The sequence below is a fragment of the Variovorax sp. NFACC27 genome (assembly GCF_048301545.1).
In the GTDB taxonomy this organism is placed as follows: Bacteria; Pseudomonadota; Gammaproteobacteria; order Burkholderiales; family Burkholderiaceae_C; genus Variovorax; species Variovorax gossypii.
Genome location: NZ_CP157613.1, coordinates 7,287,140 through 7,302,123, shown reverse-complemented (window position 1 = coordinate 7,302,123; position 14,984 = coordinate 7,287,140). Strand labels below are relative to the sequence as shown.

Annotated in this window: 16 protein-coding genes and 1 tRNA gene; 5 read left to right on the top strand and 12 right to left on the bottom strand. The window is 69.7% G+C overall.

What is annotated here, in order from left to right; translation table 11 throughout:
- Positions 1–124: 124 nt before the first annotated feature.
- The 5 genes from ABL840_RS34210 to ABL840_RS34190 form a co-directional block, all read right to left on the bottom strand.
- The gene (locus ABL840_RS34210) at positions 125–604 is read right to left on the bottom strand and encodes a copper chaperone PCu(A)C (RefSeq protein WP_176947542.1); all 480 of its coding nucleotides are present in this window, start codon (positions 602–604) and stop codon (positions 125–127) included.
- Between the two features lie 33 nt (positions 605–637).
- Entirely contained in the window at positions 638–1,249 is a 612-nt protein-coding gene (locus ABL840_RS34205; protein ID WP_093304533.1) for an SCO family protein, read from the bottom strand.
- Between the two features lie 132 nt (positions 1,250–1,381).
- Positions 1,382–1,786 carry a DUF2946 family protein gene (locus tag ABL840_RS34200; RefSeq protein ID WP_418116101.1) on the bottom strand — a complete coding sequence of 135 codons (405 nt, stop codon included), beginning with the start codon at positions 1,784–1,786 and terminating at the stop codon, positions 1,382–1,384.
- 93 nt (positions 1,787–1,879) lie between these two features.
- A tRNA-Met gene (locus tag ABL840_RS34195) sits at positions 1,880–1,956 on the bottom strand.
- Positions 1,957–2,011: 55 nt separating this feature from the next.
- Positions 2,012–3,544 carry a vWA domain-containing protein gene (locus ABL840_RS34190; protein WP_103893622.1) on the bottom strand — a complete coding sequence of 511 codons (1,533 nt, stop codon included), beginning with the start codon at positions 3,542–3,544 and terminating at the stop codon, positions 2,012–2,014.
- 136 nt (positions 3,545–3,680) lie between these two features.
- Between ABL840_RS34190 and ABL840_RS34185 the strand changes: the two genes are divergently transcribed.
- The gene (locus ABL840_RS34185) at positions 3,681–4,346 is read left to right on the top strand and encodes a sigma-70 family RNA polymerase sigma factor (protein WP_093304751.1); all 666 of its coding nucleotides are present in this window, start codon (positions 3,681–3,683) and stop codon (positions 4,344–4,346) included.
- Complete coding sequence (locus ABL840_RS34180; protein ID WP_093304529.1) at positions 4,343–5,710, top strand: hypothetical protein; 1,368 nt, start codon at positions 4,343–4,345, stop codon at positions 5,708–5,710. The genes ABL840_RS34185 and ABL840_RS34180 overlap by 4 nt, the downstream gene beginning before the upstream one ends.
- Positions 5,711–5,735: 25 nt before the next feature.
- Here the strand turns inward: ABL840_RS34180 and ABL840_RS34175 are convergent, their stop codons facing one another.
- Positions 5,736–6,515 (bottom strand): enoyl-CoA hydratase, encoded by a 780-nt coding sequence (locus tag ABL840_RS34175; RefSeq protein ID WP_019656299.1) that lies wholly within the window; start codon positions 6,513–6,515, stop codon positions 5,736–5,738.
- A gap of 106 nt (positions 6,516–6,621) precedes the next feature.
- Here ABL840_RS34175 and ABL840_RS34170 point away from each other — a divergent pair, with 106 nt between their 5' ends.
- Together ABL840_RS34170 and ABL840_RS34165 are read left to right on the top strand one after the other, a co-directional pair.
- The gene (locus tag ABL840_RS34170; protein ID WP_093304527.1) at positions 6,622–6,957 is read left to right on the top strand and encodes an SMR family transporter; all 336 of its coding nucleotides are present in this window, start codon (positions 6,622–6,624) and stop codon (positions 6,955–6,957) included.
- 66 nt (positions 6,958–7,023) lie between these two features.
- Positions 7,024–7,614 carry a DUF2325 domain-containing protein gene (locus ABL840_RS34165; RefSeq protein WP_093304525.1) on the top strand — a complete coding sequence of 197 codons (591 nt, stop codon included), beginning with the start codon at positions 7,024–7,026 and terminating at the stop codon, positions 7,612–7,614.
- A gap of 7 nt (positions 7,615–7,621) precedes the next feature.
- Here the strand turns inward: ABL840_RS34165 and ABL840_RS34160 are convergent, their stop codons facing one another.
- Genes ABL840_RS34160 through ABL840_RS34150 form a run of 3 tightly spaced genes read right to left on the bottom strand, consistent with a single transcriptional unit; the run spans position 7,622 to position 11,333 of the window.
- Complete coding sequence (locus ABL840_RS34160) at positions 7,622–9,448, bottom strand: M61 family metallopeptidase (protein ID WP_093304523.1); 1,827 nt, start codon at positions 9,446–9,448, stop codon at positions 7,622–7,624.
- Entirely contained in the window at positions 9,448–10,170 is a 723-nt protein-coding gene (locus ABL840_RS34155; RefSeq protein ID WP_093205676.1) for a DsbC family protein, read from the bottom strand. The genes ABL840_RS34160 and ABL840_RS34155 overlap by 1 nt, the downstream gene beginning before the upstream one ends.
- A 35-nt stretch (positions 10,171–10,205) precedes the next feature.
- The gene (locus ABL840_RS34150; protein WP_093304521.1) at positions 10,206–11,333 is read right to left on the bottom strand and encodes an FAD-dependent monooxygenase; all 1,128 of its coding nucleotides are present in this window, start codon (positions 11,331–11,333) and stop codon (positions 10,206–10,208) included.
- A 182-nt stretch (positions 11,334–11,515) separates the two neighbouring features.
- Here ABL840_RS34150 and ABL840_RS34145 point away from each other — a divergent pair, with 182 nt between their 5' ends.
- Positions 11,516–12,397, top strand: a complete 882-nt coding sequence (locus ABL840_RS34145) for an MOSC domain-containing protein (protein WP_093304519.1) — start codon at positions 11,516–11,518, stop codon at positions 12,395–12,397.
- A 115-nt stretch (positions 12,398–12,512) separates the two neighbouring features.
- Here ABL840_RS34145 and rbsD read toward each other — a convergent pair whose 3' ends face one another.
- Genes rbsD through ABL840_RS34130 form a run of 3 tightly spaced genes read right to left on the bottom strand, consistent with a single transcriptional unit; the run spans position 12,513 to position 14,982 of the window.
- Positions 12,513–12,905: a D-ribose pyranase gene (gene rbsD / locus ABL840_RS34140; protein ID WP_093304517.1), complete on the bottom strand. Its 393-nt coding sequence runs from the start codon at positions 12,903–12,905 to the stop codon at positions 12,513–12,515.
- The gene (rbsK, locus tag ABL840_RS34135) at positions 12,902–13,867 is read right to left on the bottom strand and encodes a ribokinase (RefSeq protein WP_093304515.1); all 966 of its coding nucleotides are present in this window, start codon (positions 13,865–13,867) and stop codon (positions 12,902–12,904) included. Before rbsK ends, rbsD begins: the two co-directional genes overlap by 4 nt.
- Entirely contained in the window at positions 13,864–14,982 is a 1,119-nt protein-coding gene (locus ABL840_RS34130) for a LacI family DNA-binding transcriptional regulator (protein ID WP_093205664.1), read from the bottom strand. Before ABL840_RS34130 ends, rbsK begins: the two co-directional genes overlap by 4 nt.
- Positions 14,983–14,984: the final 2 nt, after the last annotated feature.

Here is a 14,984-nt window from a genome sequence, read left to right as displayed (position 1 = left end):
ATTGTGAATGTTTGTCAACAATTCTTGTGGGTCCGGGGGGCCGGCGCCATCACCGAAACAGGGTATTTCCTCCGGCCAGTTTCCGCAGCGCAGGGGCTGGCCGGGTCGGCCGCTCGGTGGCCGCTCAGTGCTTGTGGCCGCCGTGCCCCGCAGGCTGGGCCGACGCATTCAGCGCCCGCACCGGCGCCTTCACCTCGAGCGACTCGCGCTTGCCGTCCTTGCCTTCGAACACGAGCGTGAGCGGCACGGTGTCGCCTTCCTTCACCTGCTGCTTGAGGTCGAGCAGCATCACGTGATAGCCGCCCGGCTTGAGCTCGACGGTCTTGCCGGCGGGCAGCTCCAGCGTGGGGACCTGGCGCATGCGCATCACGTTGTCCTGCATGGCCATCTCGTGCACTTCGACCAGCGGGGTGATCGGCGAGCTCGCCGAGACCAGCTTCGTGTCCTTCGCGGCGCTGAGCTGCATGAATGCGCCGGTGGCCTTCTGCTGGGGCACGGTGGCGCGCACCCATGCGTCCTTGACGGTGACCTGTGCGTTCGCTGCGTGCGCGGTGAGCAAGGCGGCGCTGGTGATGGCGAGGATGTGTGCGATACGGTTTTTCATGAACGGAATCTCCTTGGGTTGGAATGATGAGGCTCAGGCGGACTGCAGGATCTTGCGGAGGTCTTCGGCGCATTCCTGCGCGCTCTGTTCGTGGCGCAGAACGATGCGGATCCTGCCCTTGGGGTCGAACACATAGCTGAAGGCCGAATGGTCCATGGTGTACGAGGAGCCGGTGGGCACCTTCCTGTAGAACACCTTGAAGTCCTTCGCTGTCTCGCTGGTTCGCTGCATGTCGCCGTAGAGGCCGATGAAGCTCGGGTCGAAGGCCTGCGTGTAGGCCTTGAGCACCACGGGCGAATCGCGCTCGGGGTCGACGGTGACGAAGATCACCTGCAGGCGCTCGCCGTCCGCGCCGAGCATCTTCCTGATCTCGGCCGCGCGCACGAGCGCGGTGGGGCACACGTCGGGGCACTGGGTGAAGCCGAAGAACATCATCACGGCCCTGCCCTTGAAATCGGCCAGCGTGCGTTCGCGGCCGTCCGCGTCGGTCAGGCGGAAGTCCTTCGCGTAGTTGGCGCCGGTGATGTCCACGCCGTTGAAGCTGGCGGGCAGCACCTTGTCGCAGGCCGCGAGTGCCGTGAGCGCCGCGAGGCTGCCGCCGGACAGCAGCAGGCGGCGCCGCGTTGGATGGGGAATGCGGTTCATCTGAGGAAATCTTTCTCTCTTTCCGGCACCGCTGCATGCGGGTGCCGATTCGTTGCTGCAGGAACGCACGCTGCGGGCGGGCCTCGCCTTGAGGCCGCATGCATCACGCGCGCGGGAGCTGAGGAAGAAGCGTCAGATGAACGCGGGAGGCCCGCGTGCCGGCAGGGGCGCGGCGTGGGCTGCCGCGACGTGCGCGGATGGAATCGACTGGACCGCGCGCGCCATCGGCACGAGCACCGGCAGTTCGACGGCGGGCGTCGTCGCGGGCGGGGCCGCGTTGAGCACGCACAGCGGGCAGTCCATGTGGCCCGCGCCCAGTTCCTGCGCGCCGTCGTCGGTGTGAACGATGGCCTTCACCGAACCGGCGTTCGAACAGACCAGCTCCACCGTCTGCGGATGCACGAGCGGCGACGCGACGGCCACGCCGAGCGACAGCGCGAACCACAGCAGCACCCAGCGGATCAGGCCCGCACCCGGACGCCGCAGGCCGGCGCGGACTGCAGGCCTTTTCAGGATGGCGTGGGAGGGCGGGAGCATCGGCTGGAATTATCGGCCAGCCCTTGCCGGGCTCGGCGCGGCAAAGAAAAAAGCCTTGCAAGTCGTTGACCTGCAAGGCTTTTTTGGTTTTGTTGGTGGCTCTTCACGGACTCGAACCGCGGACCTGTGGATTATGATTCCATCGCTCTAACCGACTGAGCTAAAGAGCCGTTCGGTGGTGTTGCACACCGAGCCCAAGATTATAGCCCACTCCGAACGCGTTGCTCAACCACCCGACGGCAACCTGCCCAATTCTTCGGAAACGAGCCGCACGATCAGCTTGTCCAGCGTCTGCACCGAGTAGTTGCCGACGTCGTGCACCGTCTGCGTTCCCGGGCCGCTCGCCGGGTTCGTCGCTTGCTTGTAGGTCAGGAACACGAAGCGCCCGCCCGTGTACTGCGCGATCTGGCGCTGGATGTATTCGCCCTGCTTGTCGAGCCCGGAGGCGCCCACGCTGAACACCTTGATGCCCTTGCCCAGCGCGGCGACCATGTCGTCGTCGTACTGCGGGCCGCCGTAGTCGAGGTGCGGCGGCGCATCGGCCAGCAGCACCACGAGGCGGGTGGTGTCGCTGCCGCGCCAGCTCAGCTTGTGGACGGTTTCGTTCAGCGCCTCGTTCATCGCCTCGGGGTAGTCTCCGCCGCCCGCGGCGCGCAGCGTGTCGAGCACGCCCTGGAAAGCGTTCAGGTCGTTGGTGAAGTCGTGGCGGCGCACCAGGAACTCGTCGCCGCGGTCGCGATAGGCCACGAGGCCGAAGCAGGTGTCGGGGCGGCTTGGCAGCCCGGCGACTTGGTCGGCGATGGTGCGCAGGGTGCTCTTGAGCTTGGCGATCTCGTCGTCCATCGAACCTGTGGCGTCGATCAGGAAGACCAGGTCGAGCCTGGCGCGTGCCGGTACGGCGCCGGGCTTGCCGCCGAGCACCACGTCGACCGCGTTCTTCTGGCCGCGCTGCAGGAAGGCTGTGCTCTGGCGGCCGTTCTTGCGCACCGTGACTTCGTAGACCGGGCTTTGCGCCTTGTCGAAGGCGTTCGGGTGCAGCCACGCGCGGCCGCCCGCATCCGTGCGGGCCCACATGGCGGCGCCGTTCGCGGCCTGCACGGCCACTTCGGCATCGGGTACGACCGTGCCGCGCGCGTCGCGCACCTGCAGCAGGTAGCGCGCGCTGATGTCGCGCTCGCGGTGCGGAACCTGCGTGCGGCCGTGGAAGGCCAGGTATTCGCTGAAGTCGGCGTTGTCGTCGACCATGCCGGCGGTGACGGGTTCGTTGGCCGGGCGCTGGGCCTGTACGGGCGCTTGAAGCTCGCCGGAAACGCGAGCCGCGGGGGCGGGCGCGACCGGTGCGACCGAGGCCGGCGGCGCTTCCGCGATGGCATCGGCGAGAGCTGCTCCGGCCGGGGCCGACCTGGCCGCGGGTGCAGCCAGCGGCTTTGGCGTCGTGGGCGAAGGCGCGACGGAAGGACTCGCCCTGTACTCCTTCGATGCCTCGGCGTACCTGCGTTCCTCCCGCGCGCCGGAGACGCGCGGCATGCCCGGCGTCTCGTAGGTGCGCACCGGCCGCGCGCAGTGCGTGGCGGAAGGCGCTTCGAAGTTCGGCAAGGTCTGCGTCGGCAGTGTGCGGCTGTCGGGCGCGGGCGTCGGCCAGCGCACGGAGCTTCCGATGGCGGGCATTTCTGTGGCGCCGCTGGCGCCCATGAGCAGTTGGGCACACAGCAGCACGACGAGCGGGCGGCGGAAGCGGGTGGCGAAAGGCTGGGTCATGGAAGCACTCCGGGTGGTTGGGTGCAGGCTGATACGGCCCGCTTGCGCCGGCGGGGTTAGTCGGTCGTGAATTTTTTTGCCGCCCCGAACCCCGGTGCGCCTCTTCGTCCGTACAAGCTCGGGTGAAAATCCTCCGATGTCCGCGCTTCCCCGCGCCCCTTCAGCCAAGAACGCCCCCGAGCGAGAGACCATGCCCGACGATCAGTTGATGCTGGCCTACGCGCAGGGCGACGCGGCCGCGTTCGACGTGCTCTACGCGCGCCACGAAGGCGGGCTGTTCCGCTTCGTCAAGCGGCTGCTGGGCGCGCGGCTCGCGGCGCAGGCCGACGAGGTGTTCCAGGACACCTGGGTGCGCATCATCTCGGCGCGCGAGAGCTTCTCGCCGCAGGGCGCGACGTGGCGCACCTGGGCCTTCACCATCGCGCACAACCTGGCGATGGACCGGCTGCGCGTGAGCGGGCGCGAAGTGGCGCTCGACGCGCATCCGGACGACGACGGCGACGCCGTGCCCACGCTCGATCGCGGCGTGCGCGGAGCCGTCGATGCGGCGGCGCATCCGTCCGCCGAAGAACTCGCCTTCTGGCGCGCCGCGGGCCGCCGCCTGTTGGCCTGCCTCGACGAGCTTCCGGCCGAGCAGCGCGCCGCGTTCCTGCTGCACCATGAAGACGGCCTGACCGTCGAGGCGCTGGCCGCGAGCCTTGAGATCGGCTTCGAGACCGTGCGCAGCCGGCTGCGCTACGGCCTGCAGAAGCTGCGCGGCTGCATGGAGCGCTATCTGTCGGTGCTGGAGAAGCAGGCATGAGCGGCAACGACATCACCGCATCCGGCGACGAGCGCGACGACCTGCGCGACCCGGCGCTGCGCCGTGCGCTCGACCACGCGCCCGACAGCGAAGCCACGCCCCATCCGCGCACCCGCGAGGCGATCCTGAAGATGGCGCACAACCTTGCGCCCGTGCAGGCCGCCGCGGGCCAGGCCGCCAACAACGCGAGTGCGCAGCCCTGGTGGCGTCGCCTGTTCGGCGGGGGCGAGCCGCGTGCGCGCATGCCGTGGAATGCAGCTTTCGCCACGGTGCTGGTGGCCGCTTTCGTGACGGTGCTCTGGCATCGCGAGCCGGTGCCCGATGCGCGGCTCGATGGCGAAGCGCGCGTGGGTGAGGCGACGACTGCTCCGGCGCCCGCCGCTGCGCCGGCACCTGCGTCGGCACCCGCCCAATCTGCCGCGGAGGCTGCTTCGCCGGCCGGTGCGCAGGAGGCTCCCGCCGCAGCGCCGACACCGCCTGCTGTCGCGCGAGCGCCCGCGGGGCCTGCCGCCGAACAACGTGCCAGGGCTTCGCGCGATTCTTCTTCGGCCGCGAAGGAGTCCGAGCGGGTTGCCAAGGCCGCGAATGCGGACGCCGTCCGGCAGGCAGCAAAGCCGGCGCCATCCGCTCCGCAGGCTGCTCCTGCCGCGCCGGTCGCACCCGCGGAGCCGGTGGCTCCAGCCGCTCCGGCGGCGGCGCCTCCGATCGTGGCCGAGCAGGCCGCGCCGGCACCCATCACGCGCGACGAGCGTCGCGAGTCGTCCGCGAGAGACGAGCAACAGCAACGCCGCGCCTATGCGGCAGGGGCTCCTCCCGTTGCAGCCGCGCCGCCGCCGCCGGTCATCGTTGCAGTCCCCGCGCCTTTGCCCGCGCCTGCCGCTGCGCCCGCACCGGCTGCCGCGCCGCCATATCGCGAGCCGCAACAGGATTCCGCGCCGGCATTCGCCGCCCAGGACAACGCCAGCGCCGGGGCGTCCGGTGCCTTGCACCCGACTGCGCCGGGCACAGCCGCAGCCAAGCTCGCAAGGCCGCGAAGCACGACGGCAGCATCCTTCGCGGCGCTTGATCGCTGGACGTCTTTCGGCTTCACGCGCGCAGGCGCCAGCGTGCGCCACGAGCGCGACGACATCGAAGGCCTGCCGGCACTGGTGAGCACCGTGGCGCGCTCGGCCAATACGCCCGACGAGCCGCTGGCCGCGCCCGTCGAGGCGCGGCTGGAGCTCTATCGGGGTAAGACGCTGGTCGCCGTGCTGGAGATCGCTGGCGGCCAGGTGCGCTGGACTTCACCGTCCGGAGGCGTTGCGCTGGTCGGCACCCCGCCGGCCCAGGCGCTCGACGCGCTGCGTTCGCTGCTGCAGCGCTGACGAGCAGCGGGCAGTCCCGCCGCCGTCAGGCGTTCTTGAAGTCGGGCTGGCGCTTGGTCAGGAAGGCGTCCATGCCTTCCTTCTGGTCCTGCGTGGCGAACAGCGCGTGGAACAGGCGGCGCTCGAACATCACGCCGTCGCTCAGGCCGCTCTCGAAGGCGCGGTTGACCGATTCCTTGGCCGCGATCACCGAGATCTGCGAGAAGCCGCAGATCACCAGCGCCGCGCCCAGCGCCTCGTCGGCGAGCTTCTCGAAGGGCACCACGCGGCTCACGAGGCCGGCGCGCTCGGCTTCGGCCGCGTCCATCATGCGGGCCGTGAGCACCATGTCCATGGCCTTGCTCTTGCCCACCGCGCGCGGCAGGCGCTGCGTGCCACCGGCGCCGGGGATCACGCCGATCTTGATCTCGGGCTGGCCGAACTTGGCGTTGTCGGCCGCGATGATGAAGTCGCACATCATCGCCAGCTCGCAGCCGCCGCCCAGCGCGAAGCCGGCCACCGCGCCGATCACCGGCTTGCGGATCGAGCGGATGGTTTCCCAGTTGCGCGTGATGTAGTCGCCCTTGTAGGTGTCGATGAAGCTGTACTTGGCCATCGCCGCGATGTCGGCGCCGGCGGCGAAGGCGCGCTCGCTGCCCGTGAGGATGATGCAGCCGATGGCGTCGTCGGCATCGAAGGCCTTCAGGGCCTGGCCCAGCTCGGTCATGAGCGCGTCGTTGAGCGCATTCAGGGCCTTGGGGCGGTTGAGGGTGATGATGCCGACCTTGCCTGCTTCGGTCCGCACTTCGATGTTTTCGTAGCTCATGGTGTCTCCGGGGGGAACGGGAAAGGGGAAGAAAAACGCGCTTCACTATACCCAGCATGGCCGCCGCGGGTGCGGGGGCATTGCGGGTTCCCATAGAGTGGCCGCCATGAACTCCAACTACGGCTTCCTGTTCGTCGCCATCGTGGCCGAGGTGATCGCCACCAGCTTCCTCAAGAGCTCCGAAGGCTTCACGCGGCTGTGGCCGACGCTGGCTTCGGTGGCGGGCTACGTGATCGCGTTCTACTTTCTCTCGCTGACGCTGCGCACCATACCCACGGGCATCGCCTACGCGATCTGGTCCGGCGTGGGCATCGTGCTGATCTCGCTGGTGAGCTGGCTGTGGTTCGGCCAGAAGCTCGACGCGCCGGCCATCGCAGGGCTCGGGCTGATCATTGCGGGCGTGGTGGTGGTGAACGTGTTCTCGAAGTCGGTTTCCCACTGAGCGGCAAGGGTGAGGCGCCACAATTGAGAATTGCTCTCATCTAGAATGCCCGCCATGGAGTTCCCGATGCAAGAACATGCCGTGTTGCTGCGGGCCTATGCCCGCGTGCAGGAGCGCTGCTCGCGCCTGCTGGTCGAACAGGCCGCGCTCGTCGAGCGGCTGGAAGCACAGATCGTGCGCCTGCGCGGCGCTCTGGTGGCGAGGGATTCGGCCATCGCCATCGTGCGCGAGGAGCTCGCCGCCCGCGCCTCGGCCGGTGGCGCGCTGCCCAAGCGGCTCAACGCGCTGCTGTCGCCGGGCAGCAAGCGCCATCTGGCGATGCCGCCGCAGTCGCAGGCACCGGCCGACCTGCGGGAGAAGGCCGTGCTGTGCATCGGCCACGAGGAAGAGGCGCCTTCGCTCGCGCGCCAGCTGGTCGAGATCGCCGGCGGCCGCTACCTGCATCACGACGGCGGCGACGGTGCGGCGGACGACCCTGCGCTCGAAGCCAGCCTGCGCGCGGCCGACCTCGTGATCTGCCAGACCGGCTGCCTGAGCCACGGTGCCTACTGGCGCGTGCAGGACCACTGCCGGCGTACCGGCAAGCCCTGCGTGCTGGTGGGCGAGCCGCAGCCGATGATGTTCGTGAGGAATCCGGCCGCGGCGGAAAGCGCGTGAACCGGCCCTAGCCGGACAGCCAGTTCGTCAACTTGCCGGCATCGTGCGAGAACAGGCGCCAGGTGGTCGCGCCCGTCGGCAGCACGAGCGGCAGCCGGATCAGCTTGCGGTCGCGCGCCACGATGGCCGTGCACGTCGTCGTCTCGCCCAGGTAGAGCGCCAGGTCGTCGAGCCTGGCGATGCGCCAGGCCTGCGCGGGCCGTTGCTGGCCCTTCTTGCCGGCGGCGGGCAGCTCGACGCCGATCCATTCGTCGTTCGCGGAAAAGCCGGCCTTCTCGGCCGCACCGCCGCGCAGCACCACCTTCACCTGCACGCCGCCGTTGGCCTCGGCCACGCGCAGGCCCAGCGCCTGCGCCGGCTGCGACGGGTCTTCGAGCGTGGCGACGCCGTGCACGCGCAGCAGCTGCGACAGCGGAAGCTCCTCGGTCGAATGCACCCAGCGCGCCAGTTCCAGCGCGTACGAGCGGCCGCCCACGGCCTCGAGCGCGGCGGCGATGTCGTCCTCGGAGATCGGCCCGCCCTCGCTCTTCGTCCACAGCAGGCGCATCACGTCGTCGAGCGAGCCCTTGCCTTCATGGCGCAGCGTGAGGTCGAGGCACAGCGCCACCAGCGCGCCCTTGGTGTAGTAGCTCACCGTGCTGTTGGGCGTCTGTTCGTCCTGGCGGTAGTACTTGACCCAGGCGTCGAAGCTCGCGTCGGCCACCGGCTGCACCAGCCGGCCCGGCGTCTGCATGACCTGGTTGATGGTCTTGTTCAGCAGGCGCAGGTAGGCCGTGTCGTCGATGCGCCCGGCGCGCCGCAGCAGCAGGTCGTCGTAGTAGCTCGTGAAGCCCTCGAAGAACCACAGCAGCTGCGTGTAGTTCTCCTGGCTGTAGTCGTAGCGCGCGAACTCGGCCGGCCGCATGCGCTTGACGTTCCAGGTGTGGAAGTACTCGTGGCTGATGAGCCCCATCAGCGTGGTGTAGCCGTCGGGCTGCTTCTTCTTGTCGCCGCGCTGAGGCAGGTCGCGGCGGTTGCAGATCAGCGCGGTGGAGTGGCGGTGCTCGAGCCCGCCGTAGCCGTCGTCGACCGCGTTGAGCATGAACACGTAGCGGTCGATCGGCGGCTTCGGGCCGCCGCGCTTGCCGACCTTGTCGCCGTGCCAGAAGCGCATCTCGGCTTCGCAGATGGCCTTGGTGTCGGCGATGAGCCTCTCGCCGTCGAACGATGCCGCGGCGCCCGCGACCACGAAGCGGTGCGGCACGCCGCAGGCTTCGAACTCGGCGCTCCAGAAGGCGCCCATCTCGACGGGGCTGTCGGCCAGTTCGTCGTAGCCCGAGGCCTTGTAGCTGCCGAAGCCGTGCTTGTCGGCCTTCAGCGGCACGAGGGCGGTGGCGCACGACCAGCGCGCGGCGTCGTCGGCCAGCGCTGGGGCGACGATCTCCAGCGCATGCGGCTCCTCGGTCTGACCCTCGACGCGCAGGCACACGCTGGTGCCGTTGAAGAAGCCGCGCTCGGCGTCGAGCCAGGCGGTGCGCACCGAGTTGTCGTAGGCGCAGACCTGGTAGTTCAGCACCAGCGGCTGCCCGGGCGTGCATTCGACGAGCCAGCTGCACTTGTCGAGCTGCGTCAGCACCGGCTTGCGGCGGCCCTGCGCGGCACGCAGGCCCTGCAGGTTCTTGGCGAACTCGCGCACCAGGTAGCTGCCCGGAATCCACACCGGCAGCGACACGCGCTGCTGCGCGGCCGGCGCGTCGATGGTGAGCGTGACTGCGAACAGGTGCGCGTGCGGATCGGCGCATTCGACGCGATAGCGCACGCCCGCCGCGTGCTGCGCCTGAGCCTTCGTCGCCATCAGCTGGACGAAGCCGCGAGTTGCTTCTCGACCTGCTCCGCGGGAATGGCACCCGGCGTGCGCGTGCCGTCGCTGAAGATCAGCGTGGGCGTGCCGGTGATGTTGTACTTGCGGCCGAACTCGACGTTGCGCTGCAGCGCGGTCACGTCGCAGCTCGCGGGCGCGGAGGCCGGGCGGGTGCTCGATTCCATCCAGTCGCTCCAGGCCTTGCCCTTGTCCTTGCTGCACCAGATGTCGCGCGACTTGACGTTCGAATCGGGTCCGAGCACCGGATACAGGAACAGGTACACGGTGACGTTGTCGACCGTCTTCATGTCCTTCTCGAAGCGCTTGCAGTAGCCGCAGTTCGGGTCTTCGAACACCGCGAGCTTGCGTTTGCCGTTGCCGCGCACGATCTTGATCGAGTCCTTCAGCGGCAGCTGGTCGAAGGCGACGGCGCTGAGCTTCTCGACGCGCTCCTCGGTCAGGTTCTTGCGCGCCTTCACGTCGATCAGGTTGCCCTGGATGAGGTAGTTGCCCTGCTCGTCGGTATAGAAGATCTGCGAGCCGTTCACGCGCACTTCGTACACGCCCGGGATCGGCGACTTCGACACCTCGTCGATGGCCGGGAACTGCGGAATGCGCGCAGGCAGGTTCTTGCGGATCTCGGCTTCGCCTGCGGTGGCGGCCACGACCGCGCCGAGCGTGCAGGCGGCGAGAAGAAGGTTGCGTACGAATGTCATCGGGAGTCCGTTTGTTCGGTCGGAAGTGAATGGGCTCAGGCCTTCAGGCCCATCGCCTGCGCGGTGATCCAGTGCTTGACGAGGCGCGTGCGGTCGAAGCCGCGCATGCCCCAGTTGCGCAATGCCTGCAGCGGGCCCAGGTCGTGCGCGAAGAGCTGCTGCAGCCCGTCGGTCGCGAGGCTCATCTGCAGCACGTCGGAGCGGCGGGCGCGTTCGTAGCGGCGCAGCAGGCGAGCGTCGCCCACGCTGCGCCAGTAGTCGCGGTTCTTGATCACGTCGGCCAGCTCGGCCGCGTCGGCCAGGCCCAGGTTCAGGCCCTGGCCGGCGAGCGGGTGCACCGTGTGGGCGGCATCGCCCGCCAGCGCCCAGGAGCGGCCCGGCTGCCCGGGCATGGCGCCGGTCCAGCGGTCGGCGATGGCGCGGGCCAGCGGCCAGGCGGCGCGCTCGCTCGTGAGCTTGAGCGCGCCCAGCGAGTTGTGGCTGGCCTCGGTGACGGCGGCGGCGAATTCGTCGTTGCCCTGCGCGAGCAGTTCGGGCGCGCGCAGCTGGTCGGCCGACCACACCAGCGCGACCGTCTTGCCGTGCGTGCCGTCCAGCGGCAGCAGCGCGAGCACCTCGCCCTTGTCGTTGAACCACTGGCGCGCGATGCCGTCGTGCGACTGCGCCGCTTCCAGCCGTGCCGCGATCGCGTGCTGCGGATAGCGCGTGATCTCGTAGCTCACGCCGAGCGCCTCGCGCGTGGCGCTGGCCTTGCCTTCGCACACCACGGTGAGCGGCGCGGCCACGGGCTCGTTCACCACTTCGATCAGCGGCTGGAAGCGCACCGCGTCGGCCAGCTGCCGCTCGAGCGCGGGAACGTCGACGATCCAGGCCAGCGCATCGACCTTCTGGCGCGCGGCGCTGAACTGCACCCGGCCGCCTTCGTCGCCGTGCACCAGCATTTCGCGCACGGCCGTGGCGTGCGCCGCGTCGGGCCAGGCGCGCAGTGATTCGAGCAGCGCGCGGGAGGCGGTGTTGAGCGCGTAGGCGCGGATGTCTTCCTTGCCCTGCGCGGCCGGCGGCACCACCAGCGCGACGCGCACGCGCTCGCGTGCGAGCAGCAGGGCCAGCGTACGGCCGACGATGCCGGCGCCGCGAATGCAAACTTCGGGGGGGAGAGCCATCGAGGGATTGTATGGACTGCGGCCGCCCCCAGGCTACGCGCACTTCGTGTCGCTTCGCCAACCCCCTCACGGGGGCAATACCAGCGGCCCGGCAAAGCCGGTTCCGCGGTATCCCTGGAAGGAACCAGGAATTTTCGAAAGCTGCAGGACAATCGCGGCCGAATTCCAAGGAAACCACCACCGTGTCCCAGCCCGCCTTCGATCTCCAGGCAACCATCTCGCGCCTGTTCGTCTACCCCGTCAAGTCCTGCGCCGGCGTGGAGCTCCCCGAAATGCTGCTGACCGAGGCGGGGCTGGAGTTCGACCGGGCCTGGATGGTGGTCGACGAGCAGGGCGAGTTCGTCACCCAGCGGCAGCTGCCGCGCATGGCGCTCATCAAGCCGCAGATGAAGTACACGGAAGTGGTGCTGCGCGCGCCCGGCATGCTGGCGCTGCACCTGGCCTTCGACCGCGTCGAGAAGCCGGTGCGGGTGCGCGTGTGGAAGGACGAAGTCGCCGCCTACGACATGGGCGACATCGCCGCGCAGTGGTTCAGCGATTTCCTCTCCGAGCCCGGCAAGCCGCAGACCCTGCGCCTCGTGCGCTTCGACCCCGAGCACAGGCGCCTGTCGAGCATAAAGTGGACCGACGGCGTGGAAGCCCAGACCCAGTTCGCCGACGGCTACGCGCTGCTGGTGGCCAGCGAAGGCTCGCTGGCCGAGCTCAACGACCGCCTCGCGGCCCAGGGCCACGGCGCCGTGGGCATCGAGCGCTTTCGCCCGAACATCGTGCTGGCCGGCATCGAGTCGCACGACGAGGACCGCGTCGACGCGCTGCACATCACGACCGGCGAAGGCGAGGCCGAGCTGCGCCCCGTCAAGCCCTGCACGCGCTGCCCGATCCCCGACATCGACCCGGCCACGGCCCTGAGCAGCCCCGAGGTCGGCAACACGCTGCGCACCTACCGCGCCGACGCGCGGGTGGACGGCGGCATCACCTTCGGCATGAACTGCATCGTGATCCAGGGCGTGGAGCACACGCTCAAGGTCGGGCAGCCGGTGGGCGCGAACTACAGGTTTGAATAGCCGGGCAGGTTCCGTCTGTTCCAGGAATACCGCGGAACCGGCTTTGCCGGGCCGCTGGTATCGCCCCCTGCAAGGGGGTTGGCGGCCACACGAAGTGGGCAAGCCTGGGGGTTAGTCAGAATGCGACCCCGGCGATCAGGATGATGTTCGCGTAGGGCGTGCATTCGCCTGTACGCACCATGGCGCGCGCTTTCGCGGTGCGGCGCTTGAATTCCTCGTGCGGCACCGTCTGCGGCTCGATGCCCAGCGATTGCGGATACCAGCCCGGCAGCTTCTTCGCATCGCCCAGCGCCTCGTCGGCCACGACGATGCCTTCCACCTGCATTTCCGAAAGCACCGCATTCAGCACGTCGTCGAGCAGCGGCACGCCGCGCGCCACGGCGAGGTCGATGCGCCGCGGCCCGTCGGGAATCGGCAGGCCGGCATCGCCGAGCACGAGCATGTCGCCGTGGCCCAGCGAGGCGATCACGTGGGACAGTTCGGCGTGCAGCAGGGGAGAGCGTTTCAAAGCTTGATCCAGTCGGGAGGCATGGGGCTGCGCAGCACGGCGTCGCGCTGCGGAATGGAAGGCTGGGCGCCGGGCTGCTGGATGCACAGCGCCGCGGCGCGGATGCCCAGGCGCACGGCTTCGTCGAAGGACTGGCCCTCGCCGAGCGCGACCGCGAGTGCGCCCAGGAAGGTGTCGCCGGCGGCCGTGGTGTCGACCGCCTGCACCTTCGGCGCGGGATGATGGCGCGCGCCGTCGGCATCGACCGCCACCGCGCCGCGCGCGCCCAGCGTGACCACCACGCGCGCGATGCCCCTGGCACGCAGCGCCTGGCCTGCCTGCGCAGCCTCCTGCGGGCTGTCGGCGGATTGGCCGCACAGCGTCTGCGCCTCGATCTCGTTGACGACCAGCGTGTCGATCAGCGGCCACAGCGGCTCGGCGATCGCCTGCACCGGCGACGGATTCAGCAGCACCTTGCAGCCCGCGCCGTGCGCCACGGCGATGCCACGCGCGACCTGTTCCATCGGCGTCTCGAACTGCGCCACGAGAAAGGCGGCCCCCTGCACCTGCTGCTTCAGCGCGGCTTCGTCGACTTCCACCCGCGCGTTGGCGCCGGGAATCATCACGATGCGGTTCTGCCCGCCGTCTTCCACGAGGATCAGCGCCGTGCCGGTGGGCTCGCCCGACACGGTGCGCAGCGCGGCGGTGTCGATGCCATCGCGCTGGAGCGAATCGCGCAGGGCGGCACCGTGCGCGTCGTCGCCGACGCAGCCGATCATCTGCACATGGCCGCCTTCGCGCGCGCAGCTCACGGCCTGGTTGGCGCCCTTGCCGCCGGGAATGGTGGCGATCGAGTGGCCCAGCAGGGTTTCGCCCGCGGCCGGCGCATGCGGCACGCGCAGCACCAGGTCCATGTTGAGGCTGCCGAGCACCACGATGCGCGGCGCCCGGGCTGGGCTGCTGGATGAAGGCTTCAGGCTCACGGGGTGCGGGACTTTCGGGTTGGCGTGGAAGGCGTTTCGGCTGCGGTGGGTGCGGCGGCCCCGGCGGAGGCCGCAGGCGCGGCGGGCTCGCGGAAGCTCGCGTGCCGCGCGGTCGACGCACGCACGCGCAGCTCGGGCTGCAGCACCACCTTGCGCGCGTCGCGGCGCTTGCCGCCGACGCGCTCCAGCAGCATGTCGACCGCCATCGCGCCGATGCGCTCCTTGGGCTGCGCCACGGTGGTGAGCGGAGGGCTGGTGTAGGCAGAGAGCTCGATGTCGTCGAAGCCGACGATCGAGAGCTCGTCGGGCACGCGCACGCCGCTTTCGTGCGCCGCGCGCAATGCGCCGATGGCCATCAGGTCGTTGCAGACGAAGACGGCCGAGGGCTTCTGCTCGGTGCGCAGGATGGCGTGCATCGCCTCGTAGCCGCCCTGGCTGGTGAAGCCGCCGCGCCACAGCAGCGGATCGCCGTTGGCGATGCCGGGCGTGGCGCCGGCCTCGGCCAGCGCGATGCGCCAGCCTTCGATGCGCTGCTCGCTCGGCATCACGCCCACCGGCCCGCCGATGCAGGCGATGCGCCTGTGGCCCAGCGACAGCAGGTGCCGCACCGCGAGCAGTCCGCCCTGCATGTGGGCGGTTTCCACCAGGTCGCAGGCGGGGTCTGCGATCTCGCGGTCGACCAGCACGGTCGGCATGCGCAGGCCGTGCAGCTGCTTGGCCAGCGCGTCGTGGTCGCCCTCGCCGGTCGACACCACGATCAGGCCGTCGATGCGGCGCTCGGCCAGCACCTGCAGGTACACGCTCTGGCGGTGGGGCTCGTCGTCGGTGTTGCACAGCACCAGCGTGTAGCCGGCGCCGAAGCAGCGGTCTTCCACGGTGCGCACGATCTCGGCGAAGTAGGGGTTCGAGCTGTTGGGAATCAGCATTCCCAGCGTCGAGGTGGTGTTGCTCTTCAGGCTGCGCGCCATCGCGTTGGGCACGTAGCCCAGCTCGCGGATGGCGAGCTCCACGCGCTCGCGCACCTTGGCGCTCACGTGGCGGGTGTCGTTGACCACGTGCGAGACGGTGGTGACCGACACCTCCGCCTTCAGCGCGACGTCCTTGATGGTGGCCATGT